This window comes from Streptomyces sp. NBC_00876 (assembly GCF_045207435.1).
In the GTDB taxonomy this organism is placed as follows: Bacteria; Actinomycetota; Actinomycetes; order Streptomycetales; family Streptomycetaceae; genus Streptomyces.
The window spans coordinates 2,098,837-2,118,615 of the sequence record NZ_CP108800.1 but is presented as its reverse complement, the minus strand read 5'-3'; the positions used below and the strand labels follow the sequence as shown (position 1 = coordinate 2,118,615).

Annotated in this window: 17 protein-coding genes; 16 read left to right on the top strand and 1 reads right to left on the bottom strand. The window is 70.1% G+C overall.

Translation table 11 applies throughout. The features are described 5' to 3' along the window. The 12 genes from murF to OG782_RS09240 all read left to right on the top strand — a co-directional run bounded on the left by murF (position 1) and on the right by OG782_RS09240 (position 12,661). Positions 1-1,407, top strand: a complete 1,407-nt coding sequence (gene murF, locus OG782_RS09295; protein ID WP_406449182.1) for a UDP-N-acetylmuramoyl-tripeptide--D-alanyl-D-alanine ligase — start codon at positions 1-3, stop codon at positions 1,405-1,407. Then, positions 1,404-2,474, top strand: a complete 1,071-nt coding sequence (mraY, locus tag OG782_RS09290) for a phospho-N-acetylmuramoyl-pentapeptide-transferase (protein ID WP_350988506.1) — start codon at positions 1,404-1,406, stop codon at positions 2,472-2,474. The genes murF and mraY overlap by 4 nt, the downstream gene beginning before the upstream one ends. Further along, positions 2,456-3,889 (top strand): UDP-N-acetylmuramoyl-L-alanine--D-glutamate ligase, encoded by a 1,434-nt coding sequence (gene murD / locus OG782_RS09285; protein ID WP_406449179.1) that lies wholly within the window; start codon positions 2,456-2,458, stop codon positions 3,887-3,889. The genes mraY and murD overlap by 19 nt, the downstream gene beginning before the upstream one ends. Before the next feature lie 114 nt (positions 3,890-4,003). Then, positions 4,004-5,446: a putative lipid II flippase FtsW gene (ftsW, locus tag OG782_RS09280; RefSeq protein WP_406449177.1), complete on the top strand. Its 1,443-nt coding sequence runs from the start codon at positions 4,004-4,006 to the stop codon at positions 5,444-5,446. A 6-nt stretch (positions 5,447-5,452) separates the two neighbouring features. Further along, positions 5,453-6,547 (top strand): undecaprenyldiphospho-muramoylpentapeptide beta-N-acetylglucosaminyltransferase, encoded by a 1,095-nt coding sequence (gene murG, locus OG782_RS09275; RefSeq protein ID WP_148017738.1) that lies wholly within the window; start codon positions 5,453-5,455, stop codon positions 6,545-6,547. A 50-nt stretch (positions 6,548-6,597) separates the two neighbouring features. After that, positions 6,598-7,392 carry a cell division protein FtsQ/DivIB gene (locus OG782_RS09270; RefSeq protein WP_406449175.1) on the top strand — a complete coding sequence of 265 codons (795 nt, stop codon included), beginning with the start codon at positions 6,598-6,600 and terminating at the stop codon, positions 7,390-7,392. Between the two features lie 276 nt (positions 7,393-7,668). Then, the gene (ftsZ, locus tag OG782_RS09265; protein ID WP_406449173.1) at positions 7,669-8,883 is read left to right on the top strand and encodes a cell division protein FtsZ; all 1,215 of its coding nucleotides are present in this window, start codon (positions 7,669-7,671) and stop codon (positions 8,881-8,883) included. Further along, a complete protein-coding gene (gene pgeF / locus OG782_RS09260) occupies positions 8,880-9,638 on the top strand; it encodes a peptidoglycan editing factor PgeF (RefSeq protein WP_406449170.1) in 759 nt (252 codons plus the stop codon). The genes ftsZ and pgeF overlap by 4 nt, the downstream gene beginning before the upstream one ends. A 6-nt stretch (positions 9,639-9,644) precedes the next feature. Next, positions 9,645-10,364: a YggS family pyridoxal phosphate-dependent enzyme gene (locus tag OG782_RS09255; RefSeq protein WP_406449168.1), complete on the top strand. Its 720-nt coding sequence runs from the start codon at positions 9,645-9,647 to the stop codon at positions 10,362-10,364. 125 nt (positions 10,365-10,489) lie between these two features. Next, positions 10,490-11,095 (top strand): cell division protein SepF, encoded by a 606-nt coding sequence (locus tag OG782_RS09250; RefSeq protein WP_356080123.1) that lies wholly within the window; start codon positions 10,490-10,492, stop codon positions 11,093-11,095. Between the two features lie 71 nt (positions 11,096-11,166). After that, positions 11,167-11,451 carry a YggT family protein gene (locus OG782_RS09245; RefSeq protein WP_406449166.1) on the top strand — a complete coding sequence of 95 codons (285 nt, stop codon included), beginning with the start codon at positions 11,167-11,169 and terminating at the stop codon, positions 11,449-11,451. A 49-nt stretch (positions 11,452-11,500) separates the two neighbouring features. Beyond that, the gene (locus OG782_RS09240) at positions 11,501-12,661 is read left to right on the top strand and encodes a DivIVA domain-containing protein (RefSeq protein ID WP_406449164.1); all 1,161 of its coding nucleotides are present in this window, start codon (positions 11,501-11,503) and stop codon (positions 12,659-12,661) included. Between the two features lie 320 nt (positions 12,662-12,981). On the opposite strand, the gene ileS is transcribed toward OG782_RS09240, so the two are convergent. Continuing rightward, positions 12,982-16,131: an isoleucine--tRNA ligase gene (gene ileS, locus OG782_RS09235; RefSeq protein WP_406449162.1), complete on the bottom strand. Its 3,150-nt coding sequence runs from the start codon at positions 16,129-16,131 to the stop codon at positions 12,982-12,984. A 572-nt stretch (positions 16,132-16,703) separates the two neighbouring features. On the opposite strand from ileS, the gene OG782_RS09230 reads away from it, so the two are divergent. The 4 genes from OG782_RS09230 to OG782_RS09215 are packed head-to-tail and all read left to right on the top strand — an operon-like array spanning position 16,704 to position 19,726. Continuing rightward, positions 16,704-17,573, top strand: coding sequence for a TraR/DksA family transcriptional regulator (locus OG782_RS09230; RefSeq protein ID WP_406449160.1), 870 nt, complete (start codon positions 16,704-16,706; stop codon positions 17,571-17,573). 55 nt (positions 17,574-17,628) lie between these two features. Further along, the gene (gene lspA / locus OG782_RS09225) at positions 17,629-18,288 is read left to right on the top strand and encodes a signal peptidase II (RefSeq protein WP_406449158.1); all 660 of its coding nucleotides are present in this window, start codon (positions 17,629-17,631) and stop codon (positions 18,286-18,288) included. 23 nt (positions 18,289-18,311) lie between these two features. Next, positions 18,312-19,253 (top strand): RluA family pseudouridine synthase, encoded by a 942-nt coding sequence (locus tag OG782_RS09220; RefSeq protein WP_406449156.1) that lies wholly within the window; start codon positions 18,312-18,314, stop codon positions 19,251-19,253. After that, the gene (locus tag OG782_RS09215) at positions 19,250-19,726 is read left to right on the top strand and encodes a GNAT family N-acetyltransferase (protein ID WP_406449154.1); all 477 of its coding nucleotides are present in this window, start codon (positions 19,250-19,252) and stop codon (positions 19,724-19,726) included. The genes OG782_RS09220 and OG782_RS09215 overlap by 4 nt, the downstream gene beginning before the upstream one ends. Positions 19,727-19,779: the final 53 nt, after the last annotated feature.

Below are 19,779 nucleotides of genomic sequence, written 5' to 3'. Positions count from 1 at the left end.
GTGATCGCCCTCTCCCTCGCCGAGATCGCCGAAATCGTCGGCGGGCAGTCGTACGACATACCGGATCCGGCAGCAACCGTCAGCGGGCCAGTCGTCATCGACTCCCGGGAAGTGAAGCCGGGCAGCCTCTTCGTCGCCTTCACCGGCGAACGGGCCGACGGCCACGACTTCGCGCAGCGCGCCGCCGAGGCGGGCGCGGCAGTCGTCCTGGCCGCCCGTCCCGTCGGCGTCCCCGCGATCGTCGTCGACGACGTGGTGGCGGCGCTCGGCGCCCTCGCCCGTGCCGTCGTCGAGCGCCTCGGCGCCACCGTGGTCGCCCTCACCGGGTCCGCCGGCAAGACCTCCACCAAGGACCTCATCGCCCAGCTCCTGGAGCGCAAGGGCCCCACCGTCTATCCGGCGGGCAACCTCAACAACGAGATCGGCCTGCCGCTCACCGCACTGCGTGCCACCGGCGAGACCCAGCACCTGGTCCTCGAAATGGGCGCCCGCTACATCGGCGACATCCGCTACCTCACCGGCCTCGTCCCGCCGCGGATCGGCCTCGTCCTCAACGTCGGCACCGCCCACATCGGCGAGTTCGGCGGCCGCGAGCAGATCGCGCAGGCCAAGGGTGAGATGGTCGAGTCCCTCCCCGTGGACGGCGTCGCCGTCCTCAACGCCGACGACCCGCTCGTACGCGCCATGACCTCCCGGACCAAGGCCCGGGTCCTGCTCTTCGGTGAAGCCGCGGATGCGGACGTACGGGGTGAGAACGTCCGGCTCACCGAGGACGGCCGCCCCGCGTTCAGGCTCCACACACCCACCGGGTGCAGCGATGTGACCATGCGCCTGTACGGTGAGCACCACGTGTCGAACGCGCTCGCCGCGGCCGCCGTCGCCCATGAGTTGGGCCTGTCCGCAGACGAGATCGCCGTGGCGCTCTCCGAGGCGGGCACCCTCTCCCGCTGGCGCATGGAGGTCACCGAGCGTCCGGACGGCGTGACGTTCGTCAATGACGCCTACAACGCCAACCCCGAATCCATGAGAGCCGCGCTGCGCGCGCTGGCCGCCATGGGGAGGGGACGGCGTACCTGGGCGGTGCTCGGCCCCATGGCCGAGCTCGGCGACGCCTCGCTCGCCGAGCACGACGCGGTCGGACGGCTCGCCGTCCGGCTCAACGTCAGCAAGCTCGTCGCGGTCGGGGGCAGAGAAGCCTCCTGGCTGCAACTGGGCGCATACAACGAGGGTTCGTGGGGTGAGGAGTCGGTGCATGTGTCCGACGCACAGGCTGCCGTCGACCTGTTGCGCAGTGAACTGCGCCCGGGAGACGTCGTGCTGGTGAAGGCGTCCCGGTCAGCCGGCCTGGAGCAGGTCGCCGTGGCACTGCTGGAGAACGCGACCGAGGGCGAGGTCGCCGGCCGATGAGGCAGATCCTCTTCGCGGGGGCCATCGGGCTCTTCCTGACCCTGGTCGGTACCCCGCTCCTGATCAAGCTGCTGGCCCGCAAGGGATACGGGCAGTTCATCCGGGACGACGGCCCGCGCAGTCATGGATCGAAGAAGGGCACGCCCACCATGGGCGGCATCGCCTTCATCCTGGCGACGATCATCGCGTACGTCCTGGCGAAGGTGATCACCGGCGAGGACATGCGCTTCTCCGGCGTACTGGTCCTCTTCCTGATGGCCGGCATGGGACTCGTCGGCTTCCTCGACGACTACATCAAGATCGTCAAGCAGCGCTCGCTGGGCCTGCGCGCCAAGGCGAAGATGGCCGGCCAGCTGATCGTCGGCGTCGCCTTCGCGGTGCTCTCGCTCCAGTTCGCCGACGCCCGCGGCAACACCCCCGCCTCCACCAGGCTCTCGTTCGTCGAGGACTTCGGCTGGTCGATCGGCCCGGTGCTGTTCGTGCTCTGGGCGCTCTTCATGATTCTGGCCATGTCCAACGGTGTGAACCTGACGGACGGTCTGGACGGCCTCGCCACCGGTGCGTCGGTGATGGTCTTCGGCGCGTACACGTTCATCGGGCTCTGGCAGTTCCAGGAGTCCTGTGCCAACGCGGCCACCCTCACCAACCCGAGCGCCTGCTTCGAAGTGCGAGATCCGCTCGACCTCGCGGTCGTGGCCTCCGCGCTGATGGGCTCCTGCTTCGGCTTCCTGTGGTGGAACACCTCGCCCGCCAAGATCTTCATGGGCGACACCGGTTCGCTCGCCCTCGGCGGCGCCCTCGCCGGTCTGGCGATCTGCTCCCGTACGGAGTTCCTGATGGCGGTGCTCGGCGGCCTCTTCGTGATGATCACGATGTCCGTCGTCATCCAGGTCGGCTCGTTCAAGATGACCGGCAAGCGGGTCTTCCGGATGGCACCGCTCCAGCACCACTTCGAACTCAAGGGGTGGTCCGAAGTCCTTGTCGTGGTCCGCTTCTGGATCATCCAGGGCATGTGCGTGATCGTCGGCCTCGGCCTCTTCTACGCAGGATGGGCAGCCAAGAAGTGAGCAACGTGGACTGGCAGGGCAAGCACGTCACGGTCGCCGGACTCGGAGTCTCCGGGATCCCGGCGGCCCGGGTCCTGCACGGCCTCGGCGCCGTCGTCACCGTGGTCAACGACGGTGACGACGAGCGCTCCCGCGGTCAGGCCGCGGAGCTGGAGGCGCACGGCATCACCGTGCGCCTCGGCGACGGGGCCACCCTGCCCGCGTCCACCGAGCTCATCGTCACCACCCCGGGCTGGAAGCCCGACAAGCCGCTCTTCGCCGCAGCCGCCGAGGCGGGCGTCCCCGTCTGGGGCGACGTCGAACTCGCCTGGCGGCTGCGCGGACCCGGCGCCGCGCCCTGGCTCGCGGTCACCGGCACCAACGGCAAGACCACGACCGTACGGATGCTCGCCTCGATCCTCGAGGCGGCCGGGCTGCGCACCGCCGCCGTCGGCAACATCGGGGTCTCACTGCTGGACGCGGTCCTCGGCGAGGAGACGTACGACGTCCTGGCCGTCGAGCTCTCCAGCTACCAGCTGCACTGGTCGCCCTCGCTGCGCGCCCACTCCGCGGCCGTTCTCAACCTGGCCCCCGACCACCTCGACTGGCACGGCTCCATGGCGGCGTACGCCGCCGACAAGGGCCGGATCTACGAGGGCAACACCGTCGCCTGCGTCTACAACGTGGCGGACCGCGCGACCGAGGACCTGGTGCGTGAGGCGGACGTCGAGGAGGGCTGCCGGGCGATCGGCTTCACCCTCGGTCCCCCCGGCCCCTCCCAGCTCGGAGTCGTCGACGGCATCCTCGTCGACCGCGCCTTCGTGACGAACCGGCAGAAGCAGGCCCAGGAGCTCGCCGAGGTCGCGGACGTCAATCCGCCGGCCCCGCACAACATCGCCAACGCGCTGGCCGCGGCGGCACTGGCCCGCGCCTTCGGCGTGAAGCCGGCCGCGGTGCGCGACGGGCTGCGGGCCTTCCGCCCGGACCCGCACCGCATCGAGCACGTCGCGGACGTCGCCGGGGTCGCCTACATCGACGACTCCAAGGCCACCAACACGCACGCCGCCGAGGCCTCCCTGGCGGCCTACGACCCGATCGTCTGGATCGCCGGCGGCCTGGCCAAGGGCGCCACGTTCGACGAGCTGGTGACCGGGTGTGCGAAGCGCCTGCGGGGCGTCGTACTGATGGGCGCGGACCGGGCCCTGATCCGCGAAGCCCTCGCGCGACACGCGCCCGAGGTCCCGGTGGTCGACCTCGACCGGACCGACACTGGGGCGATGTCCGAGGCGGTCCGCGAGGCGGCACGGCTCGCCCGGCCGGGAGACACCGTACTGATGGCCCCGGCCTGCGCCTCGATGGACATGTTCGTCAATTACAACAAGCGGGGCGAGGCCTTCGCGGACGCCGTCCGCGCACGCGCCGCCGAGAGCGCCTGACGGGCCCGGCCTCCGCGCCGTACCGTCCCGGAGCACCGGGTACGTACGGCTGTGCCGGGGCCCCGGGCCCCGGCACCGGAGCCCCGGGCACGAGCAGTGGAGGGGACAGGGACCATGCCTGCCGAAGAGAGCCCTGCCGCACGCGGCAGGGACCGCTCGTGGGCGACCTCGGCGATCAGCCGGTCGCTCCATCCGCCCCTCCTCGTGGCCGGGGGCGCACCCGTACCGGACGGCGTCGCCCTGCGTGTCCGGCCGGCCGCCGGCTCCCGGCGCCCCCCGGCAGCACGCTCCCGGACCGCCGGCAGCCCCCGCAGCCCGCGCGGCGGAGGTGCCCGGCGGCTCTACGAGCAGGCACGCCGGGCCTGGGACCGCCCGCTGACGGCGTACTACCTGATCCTGGGTGCCGGGCTCCTCATCACCGTGCTCGGCCTGGTGATGGTCTACTCCGCCTCGATGATCAAGGCTCTGGAGCTCGGCAAGCCGGGCACGTACTTCTTCCGCAAGCAGTTCCTCGCCGCCGTCATCGGGGCCGGGCTGATGGCGATCGCGGCCCGGATGCCGGTCAAACTGCACCGGGCGCTGTCCTACCCGCTGCTGATGGGCACCGTCTTCCTGATGGTGCTGGTCCAGGTGCCGGGGATAGGGATGTCGGTCAACGGCAACCGCAACTGGCTCTACCTGGGCGGCCCCTTCCAGCTCCAGCCCAGTGAGTTCGGCAAGCTCGCCCTCGTCCTGTGGGGGGCCGACCTGCTCGCCCGCAAACAGGACAAGCGGCTGCTGGCCCAGTGGAAGCACATGCTCGTGCCGCTCGTCCCGGTCGCCTTCATGCTGCTCGGGCTGATCATGCTCGGCGGTGACATGGGCACTGCGATCATTCTCACGGCGATCCTGTTCGGACTGCTCTGGCTGGCCGGGGCTCCCACCCGGCTGTTCGCCGGAGTCCTCGCATGCGCCGGTCTGATCGCCTTCCTGCTGATCAAGACCAGTCCGAACCGGATGTCCAGGCTCGACTGCATGGGCGCCAGCGAACCCGGACCAGGAGGCTCGTGCTGGCAGGCCGTGCACGGCATCTATGCTCTGGCATCCGGCGGCTGGTTCGGATCCGGGCTGGGTGCAAGTGTGGAAAAATGGGGCCAACTACCCGAACCTCACACCGACTTCATCTTCGCCATCACCGGGGAGGAACTGGGGTTGGCGGGGACGCTGTCGGTACTCGCCCTCTTCGCGGCTCTAGGCTATGCGGGTATCCGCGTGGCCGGACGCACGGAGGACCCCTTCGTGAGGTACGCAGCGGGAGGTGTGACCACCTGGATCACGGCTCAGGCCGTGATCAACATCGGTGCGGTGCTCGGCCTGCTGCCGATCGCCGGTGTCCCGCTCCCGCTGTTCTCCTACGGGGGGTCGGCCCTGCTGCCGACCATGTTCGCTGTCGGGCTGCTGATCGCGTTCGCGCGAGCGGATCCCGCAGCGAAGGCGGCCCTGGCCATGCGGAGGCCCGGGGTGAGATGGAAGACGATGAGACGGCGCGTCAAGAAGCGTCCGTCCGGAGAGCGGTGAATTTCGGTGCATGTCGTACTCGCCGGTGGGGGGACCGCCGGCCACATCGAGCCCGCGCTCGCCCTCGCGGACGCCCTGCGCAGGCAGGACCCGAGCGTGGGAATCACCGCTCTCGGCACGGAGCGCGGACTCGAGACCAGGCTCGTACCCGAGCGGGGGTACGAACTCGCCCTGATCCCTGCCGTACCGCTGCCGCGCAAGCCCACCCCTGAACTCATCACCGTCCCGGGAAGGCTGCGAGGCACCATCAAGGCGGCCGAGCAGATCCTGGAACGCACCAAGGCCGACTGCGTGGTCGGCTTCGGCGGCTATGTGGCGCTGCCCGGTTACCTCGCCGCCAAGCGCGCCGGAGTGCCGATCGTGGTGCACGAGGCCAACGCCCGGCCGGGCCTGGCCAACAAGATCGGTTCGCGGTACGCGCACGGGGTCGCCGTCTCCACCCCCGACAGCAAGCTGCGCGGTGCCCGCTACATCGGCATCCCGCTGCGCCGCACCATCGCCACCCTGGACCGGGCCCGGGTCCGTCCGGAGGCGCGTGCGGCCTTCGGCCTCGACCCCAACCTGCCGACGCTGCTGGTCTCCGGCGGTTCGCAGGGCGCCCGCCACCTCAACGAGGTCGTCCAGCGGGTCGCCCCGCTGCTGCAGCGCTCCGGCATCCAGATCCTGCACGTGGTCGGCCCGAAGAACGAAATGCCGCGCGTCGACAACATGCCCGGGATGCCGCCCTATATCCCGGTACCGTACGTGGACCGGATGGATCTCGCGTACGCCGCGGCCGACATGATGCTCTGCCGCGCGGGTGCGATGACCGTCGCCGAACTCTCCGCCGTGGGGCTGCCCGCCGCCTACGTCCCGTTGCCGATCGGCAACGGCGAACAGCGGCTCAACGCCCAGCCGGTGGTCAACGCCGGCGGCGGCCTGCTGGTGGACGACGCGGCGCTCACCCCCGAGTGGGTGCAGGGCAACGTCCTTCCGGTGCTGTCGGATCCGCACCGGCTGTACGAAATGTCCCGCGCCGCTGCCGAGTTCGGCCGCCGGGACGCCGACGATCTGCTGGTCGGCATGGTGTACGAGGCGATTGCCGCACGCAGAGGCGCGTGAGGCGGACGGGTCCGGGGGCGGCGCCCCCGGACCCGGCGTAAGGAGCGAGCGTGGCCGGACCGACGACCGCCCAGCGCGGGGCAGGGCAGCAGGAGGGCACCGCGGACCGCCCGCCGCGCCCGGGTACCGAAGGGCGCCGGATGTCCCGGCGCACCCTGCTGATCGTGATCGCCGCCGCCGTGCTGCTGCTCGGCTCCGGCGCCGTCTGGGCGCTCTACGGCTCGTCCTGGCTCCGCACCGAACAGGTCCGGATCACCGGTGTCGACGTGCTGACCCCGGCCGAGGTGGAGACCGCGGCGGCGGTGCCGATGGGCGCCCCGCTCGTATCCGTGGACACCGATGCCATCGCGGACAGATTGCGCCAGAAGTTGCCTCGTATCGACTCGGTGGATGTCGTACGGTCATGGCCGCATGGCATCGGACTTAAAGTGACCGAACGAAAGCCGGTCCTGTTGGTGAAGAAGGGCGCGGAGTTCATCGAAGTGGACGCCAAGGGTGTCCGCTTCGCCACGGTGGACAAGGCGCCCGCGCACGTGCCGCTGCTGGAGCTGACCACTGACCGGTCGGCGAGCCTGCGTCGTTTCGGCAGTGACCGGCTGGTGCGTGAGGCGGTCCGGGTCGCGGGTGATCTCCCGGGCGTCATCGCCAGGGACACCCGGGTCGTGCGGGTCACCTCGTACGATTCGGTCTCCCTGGAACTCACCCGGGACCGTGAGGTGATCTGGGGAAGTGGTGAAGAAGGCGCGGTGAAGGCGAAAGTCCTCACCGCTCTCATGAAAGCTGCCCCCAAAGCGGGACACTTCGACGTGAGTGCACCCACCGCTCCTGCGGTGTCGGGTAGTTGACGCACATTTGGCCTGGCCAGCACCCTGGTTGGTCAGCGCTACGGGTGATCACATAGGGTGAAAAGAAAAACGGGAGGTTCGGCGTGTTCGTTGAACGTGCGCCACTTGTCGACTTAGTGTCCTGTTCGGAAGAGTCCATGAAGCAGACACACTGGTAACCCTAAACTTCAACGTTAGGGTTCGGGTCGGCGTCCGGACCGTCCCAATCGGCATCCGTCGTCGCGGCGGGACTACCGCCAAGCGACGACACGTAACTCGAGGCGAGAGGCCTTCGACGTGGCAGCACCGCAGAACTACCTCGCAGTCATCAAGGTCATCGGTGTCGGCGGCGGTGGTGTCAATGCCATCAACCGAATGATCGAGGTCGGTCTCAAGGGCGTCGAGTTCATCGCGATCAACACTGATGCGCAAGCCCTGTTGATGAGCGACGCCGACGTCAAGCTCGACGTCGGCCGTGAACTCACCCGCGGCCTCGGCGCCGGGGCGAACCCGGCCGTCGGTCGCAAGGCGGCAGAGGACCACCGTGAAGAGATCGAGGAGGTCCTCAAGGGGGCCGACATGGTCTTCGTCACCGCAGGCGAAGGTGGTGGCACCGGAACCGGTGGCGCACCCGTCGTCGCCAACATCGCACGCTCGCTGGGCGCCCTGACGATCGGTGTGGTCACCCGCCCGTTCACCTTCGAGGGCAGGCGTCGCGCGAACCAGGCGGAGGACGGCATCGCCGAACTCCGCGAAGAGGTCGACACCCTCATCGTCATTCCCAACGACCGACTGCTGTCCATCTCGGACCGCCAGGTCAGCGTGCTCGACGCGTTCAAGTCGGCGGACCAGGTCCTGCTCTCGGGCGTCCAGGGCATCACCGACCTGATCACCACCCCGGGTCTGATCAACCTCGACTTCGCCGACGTCAAGTCGGTCATGTCCGAGGCCGGATCGGCGCTCATGGGCATCGGCTCGGCCCGCGGCGACGACCGCGCGGTGGCCGCTGCGGAGATGGCGATCTCCTCACCGCTCCTGGAGGCGTCCATCGACGGCGCCCGAGGTGTCCTGCTCTCCATCTCCGGCGGCAGCGACCTCGGTCTCTTCGAGATCAACGAGGCCGCCCAGCTGGTGAGCGAGGCGGCGCACCCCGAGGCCAACATCATCTTCGGCGCGGTCATCGACGACGCCCTGGGTGACGAGGTACGGGTCACCGTGATCGCTGCGGGGTTCGACGGCGGACAGCCGCCGGCCCGCCGGGAGAACGTCCTGGGTGCCAACTCCGCCAAGCGCGAGGAGCCGGCCCCGCCGGTCCGGGCCGCCGAGCCCGTGCGTCAGTCGGGCGGACTGGGCTCCGTGCCGCTGCGCGAGGAGCCCCCGGTCCAGGCCGAGCCGGTTCAGGCGGTCCATGAGAGCCACCTGCCGCCGGTGTCCCCGCCGCACGTCCCGCCGGCCCGTCCCTACCAGGACTCCCAGGCCGAAGAGCTGGATGTCCCGGACTTCTTGAAGTGATAGATCCGCATCACGCAGTGAGCTCAACGGCTTCTGTTTCTTCGCAGGGCGGCGCCCACTTCTCCTTCACCGACAGGTGGGGCGGAGTGAGCGCCGCTCCGTATGCGGAGCTCAACCTCGGCGGCGCGGTCGGTGACGACCCCGCCGCCGTTCTCGCCAACCGGGAACGTGCCGCGCACGACCGCGGACTCGATCCGGCGCAGGTCGTCTGGATGAACCAGGTGCACGGGCGGGACGTCGCCGTGGTCGACGGTCCCTGGGGCGACATCCCTGAGATTCCCGCCGTGGACGCGGTGGTGACCGCGCGGCGCGGGCTCGCGCTCGCCGTACTCACCGCCGACTGCACCCCCGTGCTGCTCGCCGATCCGGTCGCCGGAATCGTCGCCGCGGCGCATGCGGGCCGGCCGGGGCTGGTGGCCGGAGTCGTGCCGGCCGCGGTCGCGGCCATGGTCGAGCTCGGCGCGGACACCTCCCGGATCACCGCCCGCACCGGGCCGGCCGTCTGCGGGCGGTGCTACGAGGTTCCGGCCGCGATGCGGGACGAGGTCGCGAACAGCGTCCCCGGCTCGTGGTCCGAGACCAGCTGGGGAACACCGGCGGTGGACGTCACCGCCGGAGTCCACGCCCAGTTGCAGGCCCTCGGGGTCACGGACCGGCACATGTCGCCCTTCTGCACCCTTGAATCGGGCGACCACTTCTCGTACCGACGCGACCGCACCACCGGGCGGCTCGCCGGATATGTCTGGTTGGACTGATAGGGCATGACGGACCGTAAGGAACAACTCGCCGCAAATCTGGCACAAGTGGAGGAACGCATTGCTTCCGCCTGTGCCGCCGCCGGTCGCAAGCGGGAGGAGGTGACCCTCATCGTGGTCACCAAGACCTACCCCGCGAGCGATGTGCGGATCCTGAGTGAACTCGGTGTCCGCCATGTCGCGGAGAATCGTGACCAGGATGCGGCCCCCAAGGCCACTGCATGTGCGGATCTATCCCTCACCTGGCACTTTGTCGGCCAATTGCAGACGAACAAGGTTCGTTCTGTGGCGAGTTATGCCGATATCGTGCAGTCGGTGGACCGTACGAAGCTGGTGACCGCCCTTTCGGCGGCGGCCGGCCGCGGTGGTCGTGAGCTGGGGTGTCTCATTCAGGTCGCACTCGACGCGGAGAGCGGCGAGCGGGGGGAGCGCGGCGGTGTCGCACCCGACGGGATCGAGGAGTTGGCCGACGCGATCGCGGCCGCGCCCGGACTGCGGCTGAACGGCCTGATGACCGTGGCCCCGCTGGCCGGACCGTTCGCGGGGCGGCAACGGGCGGCGTTCGACCGGCTGATGGAATTCTCATCCCGGCTGCGCGGGAACCATCCGGCTGCGAACATGGTCTCTGCAGGGATGAGTGCGGACCTCGAGGACGCGGTTACGGCCGGAGCGACACATGTGCGCGTCGGTACTGCGGTACTCGGAGTCCGACCCGGGCTCGGGTAACGTCGCCAAGCAAGTCGGACCACAGCAGAAAATATGGTCATTACCGCCCATGGCGGGCAGGCCACAGTGGATCGCGGGCACTTGGCGACAGATGCCGATCCACCACAGAGCGGAGGACTCAGAGCATGGCCGGCGCGATGCGCAAGATGGCGGTCTACCTCGGCCTCGTGGAGGACGATGGGTACGACGGTCCGGGGTTCGACCCCGACGACGAATTCGAACCCGAGCCGGAGCCCGAGCGCGACCGGCGCCGGCATCAGCCCGCGCATCAGGTGGAGCGGGACGAACCGGTGCGAGTGGTACAGCCGCCGGCGCAGCGGGAGCCGGTGCAGATCCCGGCGGAGCGAGAGCGACCCGCCCGGATCGCCCCCGTGGCATCCATCACACCTGAACGCCCGAACATGGAGAAGAACGCACCGGTGATCATGCCCAAGGTCGTGTCCGAGCGGGAGCCCTACCGGATCACCACGTTGCACCCCAGGACCTACAACGAGGCCCGTACCATCGGGGAACACTTCCGTGAGGGCACTCCGGTGATCATGAATCTCACGGAGATGGACGATACGGACGCAAAGCGACTTGTCGACTTTGCCGCGGGACTCGTCTTCGGTCTCCATGGCAGCATTGAGCGAGTGACGCAGAAGGTGTTCCTGTTGTCGCCTGCTAACGTCGATGTCACGGCGGAGGACAAGGCCCGCATCGCAGAGGGCGGATTCTTCAACCAGAGCTGAGAACACGACACCGGGAACAACCCGGCCGCGAGGCCGGAGCTACGAGAGCCAGGGGAGAGGGAAGCGCGAGGATGGGCGTCGCACAAAGTGTTGTCTACATCGCGTTGATGTGTTTCCTCATCGTGCTGATCTTCCGGCTTGTCATGGACTACGTCTTCCAGTTCGCACGTTCATGGCAGCCGGGCAAGCCGATGGTGGTCCTTCTCGAGGCCACTTACACGGTCACCGATCCACCGCTCAAGCTCCTGCGGCGGTTCATTCCGCCGCTGCGTCTCGGGGGCGTGGCACTCGACCTGTCCTTCTTCGTTCTGATGATCATCGTTTCCATCCTGATCAGCATCGTGATCAGGTTGTGAGCGATACGGTCTTGCCGACTGCCGACGACTACGTAGAGGTGAAGAAGAGATGCCGCTGACCCCCGAGGACGTGCGGAACAAGCAGTTCACGACGGTCCGCCTCCGAGAAGGCTATGACGAGGACGAGGTTGATGCCTTCCTCGACGAGGTCGAATCGGAGCTGACCCGCCTGCTCCGTGAGAACGAGGACCTGCGCGCCAAGCTGGCCGCCGCCACGCGTGCCGCCGCGCAGAACCAGCAGCAGCAAGGTATGCGCAAGCCGGAGCCGCAGGACCGGCCCGGCGCACCCGTGCCCGCCGCCATATCTGGTCCGCCGGTCCAGCAGCAGCCCCCGCAGATGGGTCCGCCCCAGCTGCCCGGTGGTGCTCCGCAGCTGCCCGCCGGTCCCAGTGGCCACGGTCCCCAGGGTCCGCACGGCCCCGGTCCGCAGGGCCCGCACGGCCCCGGCCCGATGCAGGGCGGTCCCATGGGTGGCCCCATGGGCGGTGCCATGGGCGGTGCCATGGGTGGCCCCATGGGCGGCCACAACCCGCAGCAGCAGCAGATGCAGCAGATGCAGCAGCCGCCGCAGATGCAGCAGCAGGGCCCCGGTGGCGACAGCGCCGCGCGTGTCCTGTCCCTGGCGCAGCAGACCGCCGACCAGGCGATCGCGGAGGCCCGTTCCGAGGCCAACAAGATCGTCGGCGAGGCGCGCAGCCGCGCCGAGGGCCTGGAGCGCGACGCACGTGCCAAGGCGGACGCCCTGGAGCGGGACGCGCAGGAGAAGCACCGCGTGGCGATGGGCTCCCTGGAGTCGGCCCGCGCGACGCTTGAGCGCAAGGTCGAGGACCTGCGTGGCTTCGAGCGCGAGTACCGGACCCGTCTGAAGTCCTACCTGGAGAGCCAGCTGCGTCAGCTGGAGACCCAGGCCGACGACTCGCTGGCTCCGCCGCGGACGCCGGCTGCCGCTTCGCTGCCGCCGTCGCCCTCGCTGGCTCCGGCCGGTGCCGGTGCCATGGGTCACACCATGGGCGGCAACCACGGCGGTCACGGCAACCAGCAGATGGGCGGCAACCCGTCCATGGGCGGAGGCCCGTCCTACGGCGGCCAGCAGCAGATGTCGCCGGCTATGACGCAGCCGATGGCGCCGGTGCGGCCGCAGGCGCCGCAGCCGATGCAGCAGGCGCCGTCGCCGATGCGTGGGTTCCTGATCGACGAGGACGACAACTGAGCGGTTCGCGCTCGCTGAGCGCGTAGCCGTCGGCAGGCAAAGGGCCGGGCCCCGGGGTTTCCCCGGGGCCCGGCCCTTTGCCGTGGGCGGGTGCGGCCGGGGCTGCTGCGCGGGGCTTGTCCCCTGCCCGCCCCTTCCCGTAACCGGGGCTCCACCCCGCACCCCGCGCCTCAAACGCCGGCGGGGCTGGATTCTCCCGCCCGGCCAGGCATCTTCGAGCTCCTCCGGCGATTGAGCAGCGGGGGTTCGGGGGCAGCGCCCCCGGATACGGGAAGGGCCCGGCCGGAACGTGTCCGGCCGGGCCCTTCATGTGCTGCGGGCTACTGCTCCGTCTTGCGGAGGCGGAACGTCAGGGCCAGGCCCTCGTCCTCGAACGGGGCGCCGTAGGTGTCGTCCGCCTCGCCCTCGGCGTAGTCCAGGGCCAGGACCTCGTCCGCGATCAGGGACGTGTGCTCGGTCAGGGCCTCGGCGGTCGCCGGTGACGTGGACGTCCAGCGGACGGCGATGCGGTCCGCGACGTCCAGGCCGCTGTTCTTGCGGGCCTCCTGGATGAGGCGGATCGCGTCACGGGCCAGGCCCGCACGCCGCAGCTCCGGTGTGATCTCCAGGTCCAGGGCGACCGTGGCGCCTGAGTCGGAGGCGACCGACCAGCCCTCGCGCGGGGTCTCCGTGATGATGACCTCGTCGGGGGCCAGGGTGACCTGCTCCCCGTCGACCTCGACCGAAGCGGTCCCTTCGCGCAGGGCCAGCGAGAGCGCGGCCGCGTCGGCGTTCGCGACGGCCTTCGCCACCGCCTGGACGCCCTTGCCGAACCGCTTGCCCAGGGCCCGGAAGTTCGCCTTCGCCGTCGTGTCGACCAGCGAGCCGCCTCCCGTGGACAGGGAGGCCAGCGAGGAGACGTTCAGCTCCTCCGTGATCTGGGCGTGCAGCTCGGGGGAGAGGCTCTCGAAGCCCGAGGCCGCGACCAGGGCGCGGGACAGCGGCTGACGGGTCTTGACGCCCGACTCGGCACGCGTGGCACGCCCCAGCTCGACCAGACGGCGGACCAGCGCCATCTGCGTGGAGAGGGCGGGGTCGATCGCCGACAGGTCGGCCTGCGGCCAGGTGGAGAGGTGGACCGACTCCGGGGCGCCCGGGGTGACCGGCGCGACGAGGTCCTGCCAGACCCGCTCGGTGATGAACGGCGTCAGCGGGGCCATCAGCCGGGTGACCGTCTCGACGACCTCGTGCAGGGTGCGCAGTGCCGCCTTGTCGCCCTGCCAGAAGCGGCGGCGGGAGCGGCGCACGTACCAGTTGGACAGGTCGTCGACGAACGAGGACAGCAGCTTGCCGGCCCGCTGGGTGTCGTAACCCTCCAGCGCCTGTGTGACCTGGTCCACCAGAGCGTTCAGCTCACTGAGCAGCCAGCGGTCCAGGACCGTGCGGTCGGCCGGTGCCGGGTCCGCGGCCGAGGGCGCCCAGTCCGACGTACGCGCGTACAGGGCCTGGAAGGCGACCGTGTTCCAGTAGGTGAGGAGCGTCTTGCGGACGACCTCCTGGATGGTGCCGTGGCCGACGCGCCGCGCCGCCCACGGGGAGCCGCCCGCCGCCATGAACCAGCGGACCGCGTCGGCGCCGTGCTGGTCCATGAGCGGGATCGGCTCAAGGGTGTTGCCCAGGTGCTTGGACATCTTCCGGCCGTCCTCGGCGAGGATGTGGCCCAGGCAGACCACGTTCTCGTAGGAGGACTTGTCGAAGACCAGCGTGCCGATCGCCATCAGCGTGTAGAACCACCCGCGCGTCTGGTCGATGGCCTCCGAGATGAACTGCGCCGGGTAGCGGCTCTCGAAGATCTCCTTGTTCTTGTGCGGGTAGCCCCACTGCGCGAACGGCATCGAACCCGAGTCGTACCAGGCGTCGATGACCTCGGGGACGCGGTACGCCTCCAACTGGCAGCTCTCGTGCGAGCAGGTGAACGTGATCTCGTCGATGAACGGCCGGTGCGGGTCCAGGGCGGAGAGGTCGGTGCCGGTCAGCTCGCTCAGCTCGGCGCGCGAGCCCACACAGGTGAGGTGGTCGTCCTCGCAGCGCCAGATCGGCAGCGGGGTGCCCCAGTAGCGGTTACGGGACAGCGCCCAGTCGATGTTGTTGTTCAGCCAGTCGCCGTACCGGCCGTTCTTGACCGAGTCCGGGAACCAGTTGGTCTTCTCGTTCTCTTCGAGGAGCCGGTCCTTGACCGCCGTCGTGCGGATGTACCAGGACGGCTGCGCGTAGTACAGCAGCGCGGTGTGGCAGCGCCAGCAGTGCGGGTAGCTGTGCTCGTACGGAACGTGCCGGAAGAGCAGACCGCGGTCGTCGAGGTCCTCGGTGAGCGCCTCGTCGGCCTTCTTGAAGAAGACCCCGCCGACCAGCGGCACCTCCTCCTCGAAGGTGCCGTCGGGGCGGACCGGGTTCACGACCGGAAGGCCGTACGCCTTGCAGACCACGAGGTCGTCGGCGCCGAAGGCGGGGGACTGGTGGACCAGACCCGTGCCGTCCTCGGTCGTCACGTACTCGGCGTTCACGACGTAGTGCGCGGGTGCGGGGAAGTCGACGAGCGCGAAGGGGCGCTCGTAGGTCCAGCGCTCCATCTCGCGGCCGGTGAAGGACTGGCCCGTGAGCTCCCAGCCCTCGCCCAGCGCCTTCTCGACCAGCGGCTGCGCGACGACCAGCTGCTCCGCGCCGTCGGTCGCGACGACGTAGGTGACGTCGGGGTGCGCGGCGACGGCGGTGTTGGAGACCAGGGTCCAGGGGGTCGTCGTCCAGATGAGGAGGGCCGCCTCGCCGGCCAGCGGGCCGGAGGTGAGCGGGAAGCGGACGAAGACCGAGGGGTCGACGACCGTCTCGTAGCCCTGCGCCAGCTCGTGGTCGGAGAGGCCGGTGCCGCAGCGCGGGCACCAGGGGGCCACGCGGTGGTCCTGGACCAGCAGGTCCTTGTTGAAGATCTCCTTCAGCGACCACCACACGGACTCGACGTACTCGGGGTCCATCGTGCGGTACGCGTCGTCGAGGTCGACCCAGTAGCCCATCCGGGTCGTGAGGTCGGTGAAGGCGTCGGTGTGCCGGGTCACGGACTCGCGGCACTTGGCGTTGAACTCGGCGATGCCGTACGCCTCGATGTCCTTCTTGCCGTTGAAGCCCAGCTCCTTCTCGACCGCGAGCTCGACCGGCAGACCGTGGCAGTCCCAGCCGGCCTTCCGGCCGACGTGGTAGCCCTGCATGGTGCGGAAGCGCGGGAACACGTCCTTGAAGACGCGGGCCTCGATGTGGTGGGCGCCGGGCATGCCGTTGGCGGTCGGCGGGCCCTCGTAGAAGACCCACTCGGGGCGGCCCTCGGACTGGTCGAGGCTCTTGGCGAAGACCTTGTTCTCGCGCCAGAAGTCGAGCACGGCGTGCTCCAGCGCGGGCAGGTCGACCTGGGCGGGTACCTGGCGGTACTGCGGCGATGTCATGTGCGGGCTTCCTCCGGCGGACGTGTTCCACTTCCGTCGGAGGGACGAGAACCGATGCCGGCTCCCGCGGTACCACCCTCCTTGGCCCCGGGCGTGCCCGTGGCCCCCTCATTGGGGTGCGATGCCGGTTCTACTCGCCTTGCGCCCGTGGGCGGAGCCCACTGTCCAAAGCTTTCTTCCGACGGCTCAGGGTGATCTTCACGACGCGCTCGCCCCCGGGCTCCCACCGTCCCCGGGTCGCTCCTGGCTGCGTACGACGCTACTCGTCCCATCCACGCCTCTCGCTGAGGCCAGTGTACGGGCCCCCGGGGGCGGCGGCCGACCGGTTTTCCGGCGGGCCCGGCGTGACCCGAATGGCCAGACGGGGCGTACCGGGTCCCGGAGCGGTCCGGCGGGCGGCCGGAAGGCGGATTACCGGGCGGGGAGCTGGGCACAACCGATTCAGGCGTGCGGTGATCCGGACACGGGGAGGGGCGATGCGGCGGCGTGCCCCGTTGCCGCGGGGCTGGGGCCGATTTATCGTCCCAGCACGACTCGCGAGCAAGATCACAATGCGTGAAGGGGCCGCGGCCATGGTGGCGAAGAAGACCGCCGCAGACAAGACGGCGTCAGCGACATCCACGGGCGCGGCGGCCGCCGATACGACGGGAGAGACCGGCCGGGAGACCACTTCGGACGCGGCTGCGCGGAGCGCGCCGGAGTCCGGGCCGGCGCACGCCGCCGCGCGGACCACCGCGGCGAAGAAGGGCACGAAGAAGGCCGTGAGGAAGGCTGCCGAGAACACGGTGAGCGGACCGGCGGCCGAGAAGCCTGCCAGGAAGACGGCCGGGAAGGCGGCGAAGAAGTCCGCCGCGAAGAAGACCACGGCCACGAAGACCACGGCCAAGAAGGCTTCGAAGAAGGCCGCGGACGCGGCCACGGGGGCGGCCGAGGCCGCCGAGCAGACGGGAGCCCACAAGGTGGTAGCCAAGAAGAGCGCGGCCAGGACCCGGACGGCCCGCCGGAGCACAGCGCCCGTGCCGCCGGCCCGGGTCGCGACGGCCCCGGGGGAGCTGGCCGTACGGCAGGGAGAGGACCCCTGGACGCCGGAGGAGGTCGCGGCCGCACGGTCCGAGCTCACCGGCGAGATCGCCCGGCTGCGCAGCGAGCTGGAGGCGTCGGGCGCGGCGCTGGCCGGGCTGATGCGGGACTCCGGGGACGGGGCGGGTGACGACGAGGCGGACACCGGCACCAAGAACATCACCCGCGAGCACGAGATGTCGCTCGCCGCCAACGCCCAGGAGGTGCTGGAACAGGCCGAGCGGGCGCTGGCCCGGCTCGACGCGGGCACGTACGGACTCTGCGAGATCTGCGGCAATCCGATCGGCAAGGCACGTATGCAGGCGTTCCCCCGGGCCACCCTCTGTGTGGAGGACAAACAGAAGCAGGAGCGGCGCGGCTGACCCCGCGGGTGTGTCGTACCCTCGTCCTCAGTCGGAACTAGGTTGAGGGACTCACGTGGCAGAGGCGGAGCGCATCATCGGTACGCCGGACATCCCCGAGGCTGAGGGACGCGAAGGAGCCGAGCCGGAGAAGAGCGGCGGGGCCGGGTCGCCGGACGCCGTCGCACCGGACACCGGCACGACTGCGGACGGGGACGCGGAAGCGTCGGTCGACCGGTCTCCGGCCACGCGCCGGCGCCGGATCATCCTGCTCTTCTGCGTCGCCGTGCTCGCCTATCTGCTCGACCTGGGCAGCAAGATGCTCGTGGTGGCGAAGCTGGAGCACCAGGAGCCGATCGAGATCTTCGGTGACTGGCTCAAGTTCGACGCGATCCGCAACGCGGGAGCCGCCTTCGGCGTCGGCGAGGCCTTCACGATCATCTTCACCATCATCGCGGCGACCGTCATCGTGGTGATCGCACGGCTCGCGCGCAAGCTCTACAGCCTGCCGTGGGCCATCGCGCTCGGCCTGCTGCTCGGCGGTGCGCTCGGCAACCTCACCGACCGCATCTTCCGCGCGCCCGGCGTCTTCCAGGGGGCGGTGGTGGACTTCATCGCCCCCGCCCATTTCGCCGTCTTCAATCTGGCCGACTCCGCGATCGTCTGCGGAGGCATCCTGATCGTGCTCCTCTCCTTCAAGGGCCTGGACCCCGACGGCACCGTGCACAAGGACTAGGCCACGCAAGGCATACTCGACAGGTGAGTACGCAACCCGAGGTCCGCACCCTGCCCGTACCCGATGGCCTGGAAGGCGAGCGTGTCGACGCCGCCATCTCCCGGATGTTCGGCTTCTCCCGCACCAAGGCCGCAGAGCTGGCCGCCGCCGGGAAGGTACAGGTGGACGGTTCGGTGGTCGGGAAGTCCGATCGGGTGCGGGGCGGTGCCTGGCTGGAAGTGGAGATGCCGCAGGCTGCCGCACCGGTACAGATCGTCGCCGAGCCCGTCGAGGGCATGGAGATCGTCCACGACGACGACGACATCGTCGTGATCGTGAAGCCGGTCGGTGTCGCCGCGCATCCCAGCCCCGGCTGGACCGGCACCACCGTCATCGGCGGCCTCGCCGCCGCCGGGTACCGCATCTCGACCTCCGGCGCCGCCGAGCGCCAGGGCATCGTGCACCGGCTCGACGTCGGCACCTCCGGCCTGATGGTCGTCGCCAAGTCCGAGCGCGCCTACACACTGCTGAAGGCCCAGTTCCGCGACCGGGTCGTCGAGAAGAAGTACCACGCGCTGGTCCAGGGCCACCCGGACCCGATGAGCGGCACCATCGACGCCCCCATCGGCCGCCACCCCACCCACGACTACAAGTGGGCGGTCGTCGCCGAGGGCAAGCCGTCCGTGACGCACTACGACCTGATCGAGGCGTACCGCGCCGCCAGCCTCCTGGACATCAAGCTGGAGACGGGCCGCACCCATCAGATCCGGGTGCACATGTCCGCCCACCGCCACCCCTGCGTCGGCGACCTCACCTACGGCGCCGACCCGACGCTGGCCAAGCGGCTGGGCCTGACCCGGCAGTGGCTGCACGCGGTCCGGCTCGGCTTCGAGCACCCCTCGGACGGCAGCTGGGTGGAGTTCGCCAGCACCTACCCGGACGATCTCCAGCAGGCCCTCGACCGGATCGCGGCGGAGAGCGAGTGACCGGCACCCCTGTCTCGTACACCACCCGCACGGTCACCGGCGAGCAGGACCGTGCCGCGTGCTTCCGGGTCCGCAGGGACGTCTTCGTCGGCGAGCAGAACGTGCCCGAGGAGATCGAGTACGACGCCTACGACGCCGACGCCGTGCATGTCGTCGCCGTCGCGGCGGACGGCTCGGCACTGGGCACCGGGCGGCTGCTGCACGGCCCCGCCGCGGCGGGGAAGACCGGCGGCGACCTCGCGGTCGGCTCGCTCGGGCGGCTCGCGGTGACCAGGCAGGCGCGCGGGCTCGGGGTCGGCGCGGCACTGGTCCGGGCCATCGAGGACGCGGCCCGGGACCTGGGTCTGACCGCCGTCGACCTGCACGCCCAGACCCATGCGCTCGGCTTCTACGAGCGGCTCGGCTACGCCGCCTACGGCCCCGAGTTCCCCGACGCGGGGATCCCGCACCGGGCGATGCGCCGGACGATCTGACACCCCGCCGCACTCCCCTGACCTCGGGGCTTGCGGGGCACATGGCAGGCTGA

Excerpts from the sequence above, each read along its gene's own strand:
- murD (WP_406449179.1), top strand. The coding sequence starts at position 2,456 with ATGGGCAGCCAAGAAGTGAGCAACGTGGACTGGCAGGGCAAGCACGTC.
- OG782_RS09230 (WP_406449160.1), top strand. The coding sequence starts at position 16,704 with ATGGTGGCGAAGAAGACCGCCGCAGACAAGACGGCGTCAGCGACATCC.
- OG782_RS09245 (WP_406449166.1), top strand. The coding sequence starts at position 11,167 with ATGGGCGTCGCACAAAGTGTTGTCTACATCGCGTTGATGTGTTTCCTC.
- mraY (WP_350988506.1), top strand. The coding sequence starts at position 1,404 with ATGAGGCAGATCCTCTTCGCGGGGGCCATCGGGCTCTTCCTGACCCTG.
- ileS (WP_406449162.1), bottom strand. The coding sequence starts at position 16,131 with ATGACATCGCCGCAGTACCGCCAGGTACCCGCCCAGGTCGACCTGCCC.
- OG782_RS09255 (WP_406449168.1), top strand. The coding sequence starts at position 9,645 with ATGACGGACCGTAAGGAACAACTCGCCGCAAATCTGGCACAAGTGGAG.
- OG782_RS09250 (WP_356080123.1), top strand. The coding sequence starts at position 10,490 with ATGGCCGGCGCGATGCGCAAGATGGCGGTCTACCTCGGCCTCGTGGAG.
- ftsW (WP_406449177.1), top strand. The coding sequence starts at position 4,004 with ATGCCTGCCGAAGAGAGCCCTGCCGCACGCGGCAGGGACCGCTCGTGG.
- OG782_RS09240 (WP_406449164.1), top strand. The coding sequence starts at position 11,501 with ATGCCGCTGACCCCCGAGGACGTGCGGAACAAGCAGTTCACGACGGTC.